The organism is Klebsiella sp. GW_Kp181 (assembly GCF_040062315.1).
GTDB lineage: Bacteria > Pseudomonadota > Gammaproteobacteria > Enterobacterales > Enterobacteriaceae > Klebsiella > Klebsiella oxytoca.
The window spans coordinates 91039-105706 of the sequence record NZ_JBEAFR010000043.1; the positions used below are offsets into that span (position 1 = coordinate 91039).

The window sequence follows — 14668 nt, forward strand, 5'->3', positions numbered from 1 at the left end:
CGCCTCCTTCACTCTTGCGGTTATCCGATATCAGCCTCCTGTTTAAGTTTTTCAGGGGCTAACAACACAATGCGTTCACCATCGGTATCAATAATTTGTAGCGCTTTCAGGTCATGCAAAATACGGTTAATACTGCGGGTCGTCGCCGCAAATTCCTGGCTGAGATTCTGCTTATCCAGCAAGATTTCATTGGCGCCATCCTGCTGATAACGCAGCCATAGGGCCTGGCACACCCGCTGATGCAACGAATAAAGATTGTCGCTGCTGGCCTTTTTCGACAGCTGGTAATATTGCTGGCTAAAGAAGCGCAGCATCCGCTGGTTAAAATGGTTATCTAACGCCAGCCAGCGGCAGAAATATTCCTGTGACAGGCTGAGAAGCTGCACATGCCCCACCGCCGCCACCGAGCAGATATACTGACGCGACTCAAATATCTCGAGCTCGCCCACCATATCGCCTTTTCGGTAGCGGGCCTGGCGATAGCGGCGCCCATCTTCAGCCTCGTAGAAAACATCCACCTCACCGGCGATAATCAGCGAAAAGCGCTGACACACCTCCCCCTGTCGACAGATAAAATCGCCGCGCGGGATCTCTTCGAAGCGCCAGCGCTGCATGATCTCGAGGGGACAATATTTTAGTAATTCATAGAGCTGTGGATCGCTCACGATCTCACTCAGCCCCGAAAGCCAGCCAACTGAAAATTCAGTTTTTTTCATTGTATCCATGTTATCTCGCTCCAGGACTATAAGGACAGGACGGCTGTCCCCGACCAGAGGGAATACGCCGGATAAAAGTGTTGCTCATCTCCCGCTTCCGTTTATCAGGCGAGACATCTGTCCCGCGATGGCGAAGAGTATAGGTCCACGGCCAAAGCGGGTGGTAAAGTAACGGGATATCTTTGCGACTGAGAACACCATAATGGCAAAAAGCGCAGCAGCCCTGCACATCCTGGTTAAAGAAGAGAAACTGGCGCACGAGATCCTCGCCAAACTGGAACGTGGCGTCAGCTTCGATCACCTGGCAAAGCGCTATTCGAAATGTCCATCAGGACGCAACGGCGGCGATCTTGGGGAGTTTAATCAAGGCGTTATGGTCGGGCCGTTTGATAAAGCGGTCTTCAGCTGCCCGCTGCTCAAGCCATATGGACCGGTCAAAACCAAGTTCGGCTACCACATCATTAAGGTGCTCTATCGCCGCTAGCCCATGCTACTATTGCGCCCTGATTTATCCCCCATTCACTCAAGGTACGATCATGGCAAAAACGGCAGCAGCACTGCATATCCTGGTTAAAGAAGAGAAGCTGGCACTGGATCTTCTGGAGCAAATTAAAAACGGCGCCGATTTCGGCAAACTGGCGAAGAAGCACTCGATCTGCCCGTCAGGCAAACGCGGCGGCGATTTAGGTGAATTCCGCCAGGGTCAGATGGTGCCGGCGTTTGATAAAGTCGTCTTCTCCTGCCCGGAGCTGGAGCCAACCGGCCCGCTGCACACTCAGTTTGGTTATCACATCATCAAGGTGCTGTACCGCAAATAAAAAAACCGGTGTCTTATTTGCACCGGTTTTTTATCTCACAGCTTTCCCCTAAGGATTTCAGCTTGCAGGAAGGCGGCAAGTGAGTACAGCCCCAGGAGCATAGATAACTATGTGACTGGGGTGTACGAACGCAGCCAACGCATCTGCAAGTTGAAAGGCGACGGGGAATTAGCCCGCTACCGCAATACGTTTCATATCGGTCATATAGCCGCGCAGTTTCTTACCAACCTGCTCGATAGCGTGGCTGCGAATAGCTTCATTCACGTCGCGCAGCTGAGCGTTATCTACCGCGCCTTCGGCAATCGCTTTGCCCAGGTCGCCGGTCTGCAGGGTAGTCATGAACTCTTTCAGCAGCGGTACGCAAGCGTAAGAGAACAGGTAGTTACCGTATTCTGCGGTATCGGAGATAACCACGTTCATTTCGTACAGGCGCTTACGGGCGATGGTGTTGGCGATCAGCGGCAGCTCGTGCAGCGATTCATAGTAAGCGGACTCTTCGATGATGCCGGAATCGACCATGGTTTCGAACGCCAGCTCAACGCCTGCTTTCACCATCGCGATCATCAGAACGCCTTTATCGAAGTACTCCTGCTCGCCGATTTTACCTTCAAACTGCGGCGCGGTTTCGAACGCGGTTTTACCGGTCTCTTCACGCCAGGTCAGCAGTTTTTTATCGTCGTTGGCCCAGTCAGCCATCATACCGGAGGAGAATTCACCGGAGATGATGTCATCCATATGTTTCTGGAACAGCGGCGCCATAATCTCTTTCAGCTGTTCGGACAGCGCATAAGCACGCAGCTTAGCCGGGTTAGACAGGCGATCCATCATCAGGGTGATACCGCCCTGCTTCAGCGCTTCGGTGATGGTTTCCCAGCCGAACTGAATCAGTTTCTCAGCGTATGCCGGGTCGGTACCTTCTTCCACCAGCTTGTCGAAGCACAGCAGAGAGCCAGCCTGCAGCATACCGCACAGAATGGTCTGCTCGCCCATCAGGTCGGATTTCACTTCCGCCACGAAGGAAGACTCCAGAACGCCCGCACGGTGACCGCCGGTGGCCGCAGCCCAGGCTTTAGCGATGGCCATGCCTTCGCCTTTCGGATCGTTTTCCGGGTGAACCGCGATCAGAGTCGGTACGCCAAAACCACGTTTGTACTCTTCGCGCACTTCGGTACCCGGACACTTCGGCGCTACCATCACAACGGTGATATCCTTACGGATCTGCTCACCCACTTCCACGATGTTGAAACCGTGAGAGTAGCCCAGCGCCGCGCCGTCTTTCATCAGCGGCTGAACGGAACGCACAACGTCAGAGTGCTGCTTATCCGGCGTCAGGTTAACCACCAGGTCAGCCTGCGGGATCAGCTCTTCGTAGGTACCCACTTTGAAGCCGTTTTCGGTCGCTTTACGCCACGATGCGCGCTTCTCGGCGATCGCTTCTTTACGCAGCGCGTAGGAGATATCGAGACCGGAGTCGCGCATGTTCAGGCCCTGGTTCAGACCCTGAGCGCCACAGCCGACGATGACCACTTTTTTACCCTGAAGGTAGCTTGCGCCATCGGCGAATTCGTCGCGACCCATAAAGCGACATTTGCCCAGCTGCGCCAGCTGCTGGCGCAGGTTCAGTGTATTAAAGTAGTTAGCCATGGTGATACCTCGTGATGTTGTGTGTCTTATTTTGTTCGGTTCGCGGTTCAGCGAGAATGTACCCACATTACAACAGGAAATTTATTGCGGAAATTGATATATTCACAACGTCACGTTGCAATTTCTGCAATGTAAAATCGTGGAGTGCCGCCGGTGGATTTACGCGATCTAAAAACCTTCCTGCATCTGGCGGAAAGCCGCCATTTTGGCCGCAGCGCGCGGGCAATGCACGTCAGCCCTTCCACACTGTCCCGGCAAATTCAGCGCCTGGAAGAAGACCTCGGGCAGCCGCTGTTTGTCCGCGATAACCGCACGGTGACGCTTACCGAAGCGGGAGAAGAGCTACGAACGTTTGCCCAGCAGACGCTGCTGCAGTATCAGCAGCTGCGCCACACTATCGATCAGCAAGGGCCGTCGCTGTCGGGCGAGCTACATATCTTCTGCTCGGTAACCGCCGCCTACAGCCACCTGCCTCCCATACTCGATCGCTTTCGCGCCGAGCACCCTTCGGTGGAAATTAAGCTCACCACCGGCGATGCCGCCGATGCGATGGAGAAAGTGGTGACGGGTGAAGCCGATCTGGCAATAGCCGGTAAGCCAGAAACGCTTCCCGGCGCGGTGGCCTTCGCAATGCTGGAAAATCTGGCGGTGGTGCTAATCGCCCCGGCGCTGCCTTGTCCGGTCCGCAACCAGGTCTCGGTGGAGAAGCCTGACTGGGCAACGGTACCCTTTATCATGGCCGACCAGGGCCCCGTGCGCCGCCGCATTGAGCTGTGGTTTCGTCGCCATAAAATCAGTAATCCATCAATTTACGCGACGGTGGGCGGACATGAAGCCATGGTATCCATGGTGGCGCTCGGCTGCGGCGTCGCGCTGCTGCCGGAAGTGGTGCTGGAAAATAGCCCGGAGCCGGTGCGCAATCGCGTAATGATTCTGGAGCGTAGCGACGAAAAAACCCCTTTTGAGCTGGGCGTCTGCGCGCCCAAAAAGCGACTGCATGAACCGCTGATTAATGCGTTCTGGGAAATCGTTCAAACAAAATAAGGAGATAACATGCGTTCAGGGACGTTGCTATTAACCATTGCCATGCTGTTATGTTGTACCGTCCAGGCAAAACCGAAGGGCATTACCGTGCTGGATATCAAACATCTGGCGCTTCAGCAATGCCTGGTGGCGAATTACAAAGCCCGAACGCCTGAAGGCGCGCGATCGGCCCCGTCGCAGGATGCGTCATTTATGATTGAGAGATACGCCCTGGATAATGCCGGCGTGTGGAAGGCATTTCAGACGTTCGTCGCCAAAGAGACGAAAGATTTTGATCGGCTAACGATGTCATTACACCCTGACCATGCTCAGACTGCCAATAACGTGCTGGCGCAATGCATGAACTTTTATGAATCGGACAAGCTGGATAAGTATGTACGTGGGACGGTGATGAAGTAACCCATGCTGCCATTTATATCATTCTGACAGATGACCGGAAGAGGCGGTTTCTTCCGGTCATCATAATAACTACCCCGCCAGGAAGAACCGGAACGCCGGGTTATGGGTTTCATCGTGGCAGTCGTAGCCCAGCTCATGCAGGCGGGTTTCAAAATCAGGCTCGTGATCGCCCAGTTCGAATGCCGCCAGCACGCGGCCATAATCGGTACCGTGACTGCGGTAGTGGAACAGTGAAATGTTCCAGTGGGTACCCAACGTATGCAGGAACTTCAGCAGGGCGCCGGGCGATTCCGGGAACTCGAAGCTGAACAAACGTTCCTGCAACGGCTGCGAAGGTCGCCCGCCGACCATGTAGCGTACGTGTAGCTTGGCCATTTCGTCGTCGGAGAGATCCACCACGCTGTAGCCCCCTTCATGCAGCAGATTGAGGATCTCTTTCCGCTCTTCCAGACCGCGACTCAGGCGCACACCGACAAAAATGCAGGCATTCTTTGCATCGGCGAAGCGGTAGTTAAACTCGGTCACCGACCGGCCACCCAGCAGCTGGCAGAACTTGAGGAAGCTGCCCTTCTCTTCAGGAATGGTGACCGCCAGCAGCGCTTCACGCTGTTCTCCCAGTTCGCAGCGTTCGGAAACGTAGCGCAGACCGTGGAAGTTGACGTTCGCACCGGAAAGCACGTGCGCCAGGCGTTCGCCGCGAATATTATGCTGAGCGATATATTTTTTCATTCCCGCCAGCGCCAGCGCGCCGGAAGGTTCTGCTACCGCACGCACGTCTTCAAACAGGTCTTTCATCGCCGCGCAGATGGCATCGCTATCAACGGTGACAATGTCGTCGAGATACTCCTGACAGAGACGGAAAGTCTCATCACCGATACGTTTAACCGCCACGCCTTCGGCAAACAGCCCCACGCGGGGTAAATCAACCGGATGGCCCGCATCCAGGGCGGCTTTCAGACAGGCAGAATCCTCAGCTTCAACCGCAATGACCTTAATCTGCGGCATGAGCTGTTTGATCAGCACCGCCACGCCCGCCGCGAGACCTCCGCCGCCAACCGGTACGAATACGCGGTCGATATGGGCATCCTGCTGCAGCAGCTCCAGCGCCAGCGTCCCCTGCCCGGCAATCACCATCGGATGGTCGAAAGGCGGTACCCAGGTGAATCCCTGCTGCTGCGCCAGCTCAATAGCTTTGGCTTTGGCTTCATCGAAGTTCGCGCCGTGCAGCAGCACTTCACCACCGAAGCCGCGAACCGCATCGACCTTGATATCCGCGGTGGCGGTTGGCATGACGATCAGCGCCTTCACGCCCAGGCGAGAGGCGGAGAAAGCCACGCCCTGCGCATGATTACCCGCCGAAGCGGTGATCACGCCGTGCGATTTTTGCTCTTCCGTCAGCCCGGCCATCATCGCGTACGCCCCGCGCAGCTTAAAGCTGTGCACCGGCTGACGATCTTCACGCTTCACCAGCACAACGTTATCGAGGCGCGACGAGAGCTTTTCCATTTTTTGCAGCGGCGTAATCTGCGCGGCTTCGTATACCGGCGCGCGCAGTACGGCTCTGAGGTATTCCGCCCCCTCAGGGGCGGCGGACAGGGGTTGCGACTCGGCCATCATTAACCCCCAAGTTTCGATTTATCGCGTACCGCGCCTTTGTCGGCGCTGGTTGCCAGGCTGGCGTAGGCGCGAAGGGCAAAGGAAACCTGACGCTCGCGATCTTTCGGCGTCCAGGCTTTATCACCGCGTGCTTCCTGAGCTTCACGGCGCGCCGCGATCTCAGCATCGCTCAGCTGCAGCTGAATACCGCGATTTGGGATATCAATGGCGATCATATCGCCATCTTCAATGATCGCGATATTGCCGCCGCTGGCGGCTTCCGGAGAAACGTGACCGATGGAGAGGCCTGAAGTGCCGCCGGAGAAACGACCGTCGGTAATCAGCGCGCAGGCTTTACCCAGCCCCATGGATTTCAGGAAGGTGGTCGGATAGAGCATTTCCTGCATCCCCGGTCCGCCTTTCGGACCTTCATAGCGAATAACTACCACATCACCCGCAACCACTTTACCGCCGAGGATGGCATCCACGGCCGCGTCCTGGCTTTCGTAAACCTTAGCCGGGCCGGTGAATTTCAGGATACTATCGTCTACGCCGGCAGTTTTCACGATGCAGCCATTTTCGGCAAAGTTGCCGTACAGAACGGCCAGACCGCCGTCCTTGCTATAAGCGTGTTCCAGCGAGCGGATACAGCCTTCTGCGCGATCGTCATCCAGGCTGTCCCAGCGGCAATCCTGAGAGAACGCCTGCGTCGTGCGGATACCCGCAGGCCCGGCGCGGAACATCTTTTTAACCGCTTCATCCTGCGTGACGGTGATATCGTACTGCTCCAGCGTCTGCGGCAGGGTCAAACCGAGCACGTTCTTCACGTTGCGGTTCAGCAGTCCGGCACGATCCAGCTCGCCTAAAATCCCCAATACGCCGCCCGCGCGGTGCACGTCTTCCATATGATATTTCTGCGTACTTGGCGCCACCTTACACAGCTGCGGTACTTTGCGTGAAAGCTTATCGATATCGCTCATGGTGAAGTCGATTTCCGCCTCCTGCGCTGCCGCCAGCAGATGCAGGACGGTATTGGTGGAACCGCCCATGGCGATATCCAGCGTCATGGCGTTTTCAAACGCCGCTTTGCTGGCGATATTACGCGGCAGCGCAGAAGCGTCGTCCTGCTCGTAGTAACGCTTAGTCAGCTCGACGATACGCGAACCCGCATTGAGGAACAGCTGTTTACGATCGGCGTGAGTCGCCAGCAGCGAGCCGTTACCCGGCTGCGACAGGCCCAGCGCTTCGGTCAGACAGTTCATGGAGTTGGCGGTGAACATCCCGGAACAGGAACCGCAGGTCGGGCAAGCGGAACGTTCAACCTGATTACTCTGATCGTCAGAGACTTTCGGGTCAGCGCCCTGAATCATCGCATCGACCAGGTCAAGTTTAATGATTTGATCGGACAGTTTGGTTTTCCCGGCTTCCATAGGGCCGCCGGAAACAAAAATTACCGGAATATTCAGGCGCAGAGACGCCATTAACATCCCGGGAGTGATTTTATCGCAGTTGGAGATACAGACCATCGCATCAGCACAGTGGGCGTTAACCATGTACTCCACCGAGTCAGCGATCAGTTCGCGGGATGGCAGTGAATAAAGCATACCCCCGTGCCCCATCGCGATCCCGTCATCCACCGCAATGGTGTTGAATTCTTTAGCGACGCCGCCAGCGGCTTCAATTTGCTCAGCAACCAGCTTGCCGAGATCGCGCAGGTGAACGTGCCCCGGCACGAACTGGGTGAAAGAGTTCACCACGGCGATAATCGGCTTACCGAAATCATCGTCGGTCATTCCAGTGGCGCGCCACAGCGCGCGGGCACCCGCCATATTACGGCCGTGAGTGGTTGTGGCGGAACGGTACTTAGGCATGCTTTAGTTACTCCCAGTGTCTGTTAAATGGGGCGTTGCGTGCCGCCCCATCTTTTTATACTTAGTTATTAACCTGATCCAACCAGCCCCATTTATCCTCGGTTTCACCGGTGAAGAGGCCAAAGAATGCTTGCTGAATGCGTTTGGTGACCGGGCCGCAGCGACCTTCGCCCACCTGAATACCATCAACGCTGCGCACCGGCGTAATCTCTGCAGCCGTGCCGGACATAAATACTTCGTCGGCCAGATACAGCGACTCACGAGACAATACCTGTTCGCGCACTTCCAGACCCAGCTCTTTCGCCAGTTTGATGATCGCGTCGCGGGTGATGCCCGGCAGCGCGGAGGAGGTGAACGGCGGGGTAAACAGCACGCCATCCTTCACTTCAAACAGGTTTTCACCGGCGCCTTCAGAGATATAGCCGTTCACGTCCAGCGCGATACCTTCCTGATAGCCATGACGACGCGCTTCGCTGCCGACCAGCAGCGAAGAGAGATAGTTACCGCCGGCTTTGGCCGCGGTCGGAATGGTGTTCGGCGCTGCGCGATTCCAGGAAGAAACCATCGCATCGATCCCCTGATCCAGAGCTTCGGCACCCAGGTAGGCGCCCCACGGGAACGCCGCGATGATCACGTCAGTGTTATAGCCCGGAGGCGGGTTGACGCCCATGCCCACGTCGCCGACAAAAACTAACGGGCGAATATAGGCGCTGGTCAGATTGTTTTTACGAATGACTTCACGGCAGGCTTCCATCAGCTCATCAACGCTTTGCGAAACCGGGAAACGATAAATTTTGGCTGAGTCATGCAGACGCTGCATATGTTCACGGTGACGGAACACAACCGGCCCCTTGTGAGAGTCGTAGCAACGGATGCCTTCAAATACGGAAGTCCCGTAGTGCAGCGCATGGGACATCACGTGAACTTTCGCCTCTCCCCACGGAACCATCTCGCCATTGAACCAAATGTAATCAGCTTTTTTCGTCGTCATTATTCTTCCTTTGCGCTCAGGCGCGAATTTGTTGTGATGTAGGTTGCTGGATCTCGACGCAGGCGACGTCCACCAGTTTGCTTAATTGACTAAACAGTAATTCGACGGGCCGCTGGCTGGCAACGGTCAGTTCGATATTAATATTCCGGGCATCGGCGGCGGTTTCCATATTCATCGCGCAAATCTGGAACCCGCGATGACGCACGACGCGCAGCACGCGTTCTAAGGTTTCTGGATTAAAGCGAGCCTGCAAGGCGACCTGATGTTGCATCATGATAATTTCTCCAGCATTTCTGCATTACTGGCACCGGGCGGCACCAACGGCCAGACGTTCTCAAGTTCGTCGATTGAGACATGAAGCAGGTAAGGCCCCTGGCTCGAAAGCATGGTGTCGAGTGCCGCTTCAACCTGGTCTTTACGGGTGATGTGTTGACCAGGAATGCCGAAGGCGCTGGCCAGAGTAAGAAAATCGGGATTATCGGTAAGGGTGGTTTCGCTATAACGTTCCTGGAAAAACAGCTGCTGCCATTGTCGAACCATTCCTAAACGCTGGTTATCCAGTAACACTATCTTCAGCGGCAACTGCTTGCGTTTTACGGTGCCCAGCTCCTGCACGTTCATCATGAAGGAGCCGTCACCGGAGATACAGATTACCGTATCATCAGGACGGGCCACCTGCGCGCCCACTGCTGCCGGCAGGCCAAAGCCCATGGTCCCTAATCCACTGGAAGTGATGAAATTCTCCGGACGCGTATAGGTCATATGCTGCGCTGACCACATCTGATGCTGGCCCACATCGGTGGTCACGACGCAATCTGCTGGTTTGCGCTCGGAAAGCTGCTTCAGCAGCAATGGAGCATAGATGGCCTCGCCCGGATGATCGTAGCGCCATGCGTGCTCGGCGCGCAGCTGAGCATTACGTTGACGCCAGGCATCGATGGACAGCGGCTGTTGCAACGCCGGCAGCATCACGTTCAAGTCGCCAGTCAGGCCAATATGCGCCTGACGGAGCTTGTTCAGTTCTGCCGGATCGATATCCATATGGATAACTTTGGCGTGCGGGGCGAACGTATTCAGCTTGCCGGTAACGCGATCGTCAAAGCGAGCGCCTACGGCAATCAACAGATCGCACTCCTGCACCGCCAGATTGGCCGCTTTAGTTCCATGCATCCCCAGCATGCCCAGATAGTATGGATAATCAGCTGCCACCACGCCCAGCCCTTTCAGGGTAGACGTTGCCGGCATCTGCGTGACGGCAAGAAATTCACGCAGCGCCGGTACCGCCTGCGCCATACCTACGCCACCGCCAACGTAGAGCATCGGCTTCTGCGCCTGAGTCAACATCTGCAAAGCGTATTCGATATCCGCATATGGTAAGTCAACGTCATCGGCTACCATGGAGAAATGCGGATCGAGATCGCCCTGAGCCAGCTGAATGTCTTTGGGGATATCGACCAGTACCGGGCCGGGGCGCCCTGAGTTTGCCACATGGAATGCTTCGGCAATGACGCGCGGCAGCTCTTCCAGCGACTGCACCAGAAAACTATGCTTAGTGCATGCCAGCGATAATCCGAGAACATCCACTTCCTGGAATGCATCAGTACCAATGAACGGAGCGGCAACCTGGCCGGTGATGGCAACGACGGGAACGGAGTCCAACAGCGCGTCGGCGAGGCCGGTGATCAGGTTAGTTGCGCCCGGTCCTGACGTCGCAATACATACGCCGGTTTTGCCAGTAGCCCGGGCATAGCCGATAGCCGCCATAGCTGCGCCTTGTTCATGCCGGCACAGTAAGTGTTCCACGCCGCCGTCATACAATGCATCGTAAACCGGCATAATTGCGCCACCCGGATAGCCAAAAACAGTATCGACACCCTGTGCTCGCAAAGCATGTACCACCCACCGCGCCCCATTCATAGTTACTTCCCCGTCGTAGATCGAGAGAAACAGAATTTTATGCTGCCAACCATCATCTGCTCCTCTTTTCTGTTTTTAAGTTATAAAAAAACCCCCGGACCTTTCGGTGCGGGGGTCTTAGTTCGTTAAGGCTTGTTTTTTAAGCCTTTCCTCGTCCAAGTGCAGCCCCGCACGGTGGGATAATAATCACCACCACGCTAATCACGACCAGGCTAATCACTCGTAGAAGGGCTGTCATTTTATGTTCTTTCTGGCTTCATGTTCGAAGGAATACCTAAAGAGGTACCACAGACATCGCGTTAAATACAAGATTTTTTTATGACCCTATTTCTTACCTTGCTAACCATTTACGAAAAAACAATTGTTTTTAATAGGAAAAACAGGAAATGAAAATATTTCAATTTGTGGCGAGCGCCACAGCTTTTTCTCGCATCGCTGGCTGATAACAATGTTTTGCGAGTCAGTATCCGCAACGAGTGCAAAGCGGCAATTCACGGAAAATTGGCTGGAAGCGAACGCCTGGAATTTAAAATTGCTGAATTACCCGACAAAAAATCCCCGACATAATGCCAGCTCTCAGGAGGTTTTATGTCACTCGCCATTGTTTACACCCGCGCCGCTCTTGGGATCGGCGCCCCCCTTATCACAGTTGAAGTTCATATCAGCAACGGACTCCCTGGCCTGACGATGGTAGGGTTGCCTGAAACAACGGTCAGAGAAGCGCGTGACCGGGTACGTAGTGCGATTATCAACAGCGGCTACGCCTGGCCGGCGAAAAAAATCACCATCAATCTGGCGCCAGCCGATTTGCCAAAAGAAGGGGGAAGATATGATTTACCTATCGCTCTCGCGCTTCTGGTGGCCTCTGAGCAGCTAAATGCTCCCAGGCTAAATCAATACGAGTTTGTCGGCGAGCTGGCGCTTACAGGCGCTCTACGTGGTGTTCCTGGGGCTATATCCAGCGCGATGGAGGCGATAAGAGCGGGCAGAAAGATTATTGTCTCTCATGAGAATTCTCCTGAGGTGGGTTTAATCGGCGGCAGTGACTGTCTTATCGCCGCCCATCTTCAGGAGGTCTGCGCCTTTCTGGACGGGAAAAACCCGCTAAATCATCCCATTCCGGAAGCGGAGTCCTCAGATGAGTCTTCATTAGACCTGCGCGAGGTTATTGGTCAGCAGCAAGGAAAGCGAGCGCTGGAAATTATCGCTGCAGGCGGACATAACCTGCTGATGATAGGCCCACCCGGCACAGGGAAAACGATGCTCGCGAGTCGGCTGCCTGGGCTACTACCGCCGCTGAGTAACCAGGAAGCGCTGGAAAGCGCGGCAATACTTAGCCTGGTCAATTCCAGTTATGCGATGAAAAACTGGCGCCGCAGGCCATTTCGAGCTCCGCATCATAGCGCTTCCCTGGCTGCGATGGTGGGTGGCGGCTCTATTCCAACACCGGGAGAGATCTCTCTCGCTCATAATGGCGTGCTGTTCCTTGATGAGCTGCCCGAATTTGAACGCAGGGTTCTGGATGCATTAAGAGAACCGATTGAATCCGGGGTAATCCATATCTCCCGCACGCGCGCGAAAATCGATTATCCCGCCCGTTTTCAGCTTATTGCAGCAATGAATCCCAGCCCCACGGGCCATTATCAGGGTCAGCATAATCGTGCATCTCCAGAACAGACGCTACGCTACCTGGCCCGTTTATCTGGCCCATTTCTTGACCGTTTCGATCTCTCACTGGAAATTCCTCTGCCGCCGCCGGGGGTGCTTAGCCGGGGAACAAACGAAGAAGAGAGCAGCGCCTGCGTTCGCCAACGCGTTTTGGCTGCGCACGAAAGGCAACTGTCACGACAGAAAAAACTCAATGCAAATCTGGGGAATAATGAGATGAAAATCTGGTGCCAGCTTCATCAAGATGACGCAATCTGGCTGGAGCAGACGCTTACGCAACTGGGGCTCTCAATCCGGGCCTGGCAGCGCCTGCTTAAAGTTTCACGCACGATTGCCGATATTGAGAAGGTCGATCGTATTGAACGCCGTCATTTGCAGGAGGCTCTTGGCTATCGGGCAATAGACAGAATGTTGAGCCATCTGCAAAAAATGATGACGTAAAAAAAGGGCTTACGCCCTTTTTCTTAATCATCGCTTTCCGTGTAATCTTCCGTACCTTCCACCTGCGGCTTGCCGCCGGAAAGAGTATGGAAACGCTTCGGACGCTTAATGCGCGCCATGTACTTGATCCAGACGCGTTCTGCTTCCGTTGCGGGCTCACGTTCACCACGGCAGACCGAAACAAACTGTTTTTCATCGTCGGTGACAGGCTCGCGTTTACCTAGTTCGAGTTCATTAAAGGCATAACCATGACGTTCCAGCAGTTGCGCCTCTTTGATGGTGAAATCTCCATGACGGGAAAACCCGCGCGGATAATTTTTATTGTCGAAAAAACGATTAGTTGTCGTAAAGCTTTCCGCCATCCTACACGCTCCTGATTCTTTGGCCGAGCTATTTATGGCGCGGAGTATTAGTTACGCTTGACAGAGCGTCAAACAAAACATTTAAATCATCACGACAAATAATTTTGCGGAGAAGAGTGTGGATACGGAATTGCTCAAGACTTTCCTCGAGGTGAGCAGAACTCGCCACTTTGGCCGAGCCGCAGAGGCGCTTTATCTGACGCAGTCAGCAGTTAGCTTTCGTATTCGTCAGCTGGAGAACCAGCTGGGGGTGAATCTTTTTACCCGCCATCGCAATAATATCCGCCTGACGTCAGCCGGAGAGAAACTGCTGCCCTATGCCGAAACCCTGATGAACACCTGGCAAGCTGCGCGCAAGGAGGTCGCAAATGCCTCCCGGCATAACGAATTTTCGATCGGAGCCAGCGCTTCGCTATGGGAATGCCTGCTTAACGAGTGGTTAGGAAAGCTCTATACAGAGCCCTATAACCTACAATTTGAGGCGCGAATCGCGCAGAGGCAATCGTTGGTCAAACAGCTGCACGAACGTCAGCTTGATTTACTGATCACGACCGAATCGCCGAAGATGGATGAACTAAGCAGCCAGTTGCTGGGTAATTTTACCTTAGCGCTTTATTGCGCCTCGCCGGCTAAAAATACAAATGAATTGAATTATTTGCGCCTGGAATGGGGTCCTGACTTTCAACAAAATGAAGCGGGATTGATCGGAAATGATGATATTCCTCTCCTGACCACCAGTTCTGCCGAATTAGCGTATCAGCAGCTCAGCGCGCTTAACGGCTGCACGTGGTTGCCTGTACTCTGGGCGCAGGAAAAAAATAACCTGCATACTGTCACTGACAGCGTGACGCTTTCAAGGCCTCTTTATGCGATTTGGCTACAGAACAGCGATAAGCAAGCGCAAATCCGTGAGATCCTGAAGCACAGCATATTAGGATAGGATGACTCCTCCAGGGACGGAGGATGAACGAAGGGAAATTTAAAGCAAAAAAAATCCTTTGCCTGAGCAAAGGATTATTATATGGCAGGGGCGGAGAGACTCGAACTCGCGACACCCGGTTTTGGAGACCGGTGCTCTACCAACTGAGCTACGCCCCTAAAGTTTCTTATCATTAAGCCTGCTAATCAGCAGGCTTAATTTTTTTAATAAGTGGCGGAACGGACGGGACTCGAACCCGCGACCCCCTGCGTGACAGGCAGG

General features: G+C 54.6%; 15 protein-coding genes and 1 tRNA gene. 6 read left to right on the plus strand and 10 right to left on the minus strand.

All coding sequences use genetic code 11. From position 1 onward, the window contains the following. Positions 1 to 20: 20 nt before the first annotated feature. Positions 21 to 725 (minus strand): Crp/Fnr family transcriptional regulator, encoded by a 705-nt coding sequence (locus ABLV11_RS08020; protein ID WP_126489747.1) that lies wholly within the window; start codon positions 723 to 725, stop codon positions 21 to 23. A gap of 193 nt (positions 726 to 918) precedes the next feature. On the opposite strand from ABLV11_RS08020, the gene ppiC (ABLV11_RS08025) reads away from it, so the two are divergent. Then, entirely contained in the window at positions 919 to 1200 is a 282-nt protein-coding gene (gene ppiC / locus ABLV11_RS08025) for a peptidylprolyl isomerase PpiC (protein ID WP_016808199.1), read from the plus strand. 52 nt (positions 1201 to 1252) lie between these two features. Next, on the plus strand, positions 1253 to 1534 hold the full coding sequence (ppiC, locus tag ABLV11_RS08030) for a peptidylprolyl isomerase PpiC (RefSeq protein WP_004107616.1): 282 nt from the start codon (positions 1253 to 1255) through the stop codon (positions 1532 to 1534). A gap of 168 nt (positions 1535 to 1702) precedes the next feature. Here ppiC (ABLV11_RS08030) and ilvC read toward each other — a convergent pair whose 3' ends face one another. Then, a complete protein-coding gene (gene ilvC, locus ABLV11_RS08035; RefSeq protein ID WP_003018001.1) occupies positions 1703 to 3178 on the minus strand; it encodes a ketol-acid reductoisomerase in 1476 nt (491 codons plus the stop codon). A 153-nt stretch (positions 3179 to 3331) separates the two neighbouring features. Here ilvC and ilvY point away from each other — a divergent pair, with 153 nt between their 5' ends. Further along, positions 3332 to 4222, plus strand: a complete 891-nt coding sequence (gene ilvY, locus ABLV11_RS08040; protein WP_004107613.1) for an HTH-type transcriptional activator IlvY — start codon at positions 3332 to 3334, stop codon at positions 4220 to 4222. Positions 4223 to 4231: 9 nt separating this feature from the next. Beyond that, positions 4232 to 4621 carry a hypothetical protein gene (locus ABLV11_RS08045; protein ID WP_004116942.1) on the plus strand — a complete coding sequence of 130 codons (390 nt, stop codon included), beginning with the start codon at positions 4232 to 4234 and terminating at the stop codon, positions 4619 to 4621. Between the two features lie 69 nt (positions 4622 to 4690). Here ABLV11_RS08045 and ilvA read toward each other — a convergent pair whose 3' ends face one another. From ilvA to ilvL, 6 genes are all read right to left on the minus strand, one after another. Continuing rightward, positions 4691 to 6235, minus strand: a complete 1545-nt coding sequence (gene ilvA, locus ABLV11_RS08050; protein ID WP_024274874.1) for a threonine ammonia-lyase, biosynthetic — start codon at positions 6233 to 6235, stop codon at positions 4691 to 4693. Between the two features lie 2 nt (positions 6236 to 6237). Then, positions 6238 to 8088: a dihydroxy-acid dehydratase gene (ilvD, locus tag ABLV11_RS08055; RefSeq protein ID WP_016808198.1), complete on the minus strand. Its 1851-nt coding sequence runs from the start codon at positions 8086 to 8088 to the stop codon at positions 6238 to 6240. A 61-nt stretch (positions 8089 to 8149) separates the two neighbouring features. Then, on the minus strand, positions 8150 to 9079 hold the full coding sequence (gene ilvE / locus ABLV11_RS08060; RefSeq protein ID WP_004107600.1) for a branched-chain-amino-acid transaminase: 930 nt from the start codon (positions 9077 to 9079) through the stop codon (positions 8150 to 8152). A 16-nt stretch (positions 9080 to 9095) separates the two neighbouring features. After that, positions 9096 to 9353 (minus strand): acetolactate synthase 2 small subunit, encoded by a 258-nt coding sequence (ilvM, locus tag ABLV11_RS08065; protein WP_004107599.1) that lies wholly within the window; start codon positions 9351 to 9353, stop codon positions 9096 to 9098. After that, positions 9350 to 10996 (minus strand): acetolactate synthase 2 catalytic subunit, encoded by a 1647-nt coding sequence (gene ilvG / locus ABLV11_RS08070; RefSeq protein ID WP_126489635.1) that lies wholly within the window; start codon positions 10994 to 10996, stop codon positions 9350 to 9352. Before ilvG ends, ilvM begins: the two co-directional genes overlap by 4 nt. 139 nt (positions 10997 to 11135) lie before the next feature. Continuing rightward, the gene (ilvL, locus tag ABLV11_RS08075) at positions 11136 to 11234 is read right to left on the minus strand and encodes an ilv operon leader peptide (protein WP_001311244.1); all 99 of its coding nucleotides are present in this window, start codon (positions 11232 to 11234) and stop codon (positions 11136 to 11138) included. 350 nt (positions 11235 to 11584) lie between these two features. Here ilvL and ABLV11_RS08080 point away from each other — a divergent pair, with 350 nt between their 5' ends. Further along, positions 11585 to 13105 carry a YifB family Mg chelatase-like AAA ATPase gene (locus tag ABLV11_RS08080; protein ID WP_126489636.1) on the plus strand — a complete coding sequence of 507 codons (1521 nt, stop codon included), beginning with the start codon at positions 11585 to 11587 and terminating at the stop codon, positions 13103 to 13105. A 23-nt stretch (positions 13106 to 13128) separates the two neighbouring features. Here the strand turns inward: ABLV11_RS08080 and ABLV11_RS08085 are convergent, their stop codons facing one another. After that, positions 13129 to 13467, minus strand: coding sequence for a DUF413 domain-containing protein (locus ABLV11_RS08085; protein ID WP_004097464.1), 339 nt, complete (start codon positions 13465 to 13467; stop codon positions 13129 to 13131). Between the two features lie 118 nt (positions 13468 to 13585). On the opposite strand from ABLV11_RS08085, the gene hdfR reads away from it, so the two are divergent. After that, complete coding sequence (gene hdfR / locus ABLV11_RS08090) at positions 13586 to 14407, plus strand: HTH-type transcriptional regulator HdfR (RefSeq protein WP_004107593.1); 822 nt, start codon at positions 13586 to 13588, stop codon at positions 14405 to 14407. Positions 14408 to 14489: 82 nt separating this feature from the next. Here hdfR and ABLV11_RS08095 read toward each other — a convergent pair. Continuing rightward, positions 14490 to 14565 (minus strand) — tRNA-Trp (locus tag ABLV11_RS08095). Between the last annotated feature and the right edge of the window lie 103 nt (positions 14566 to 14668).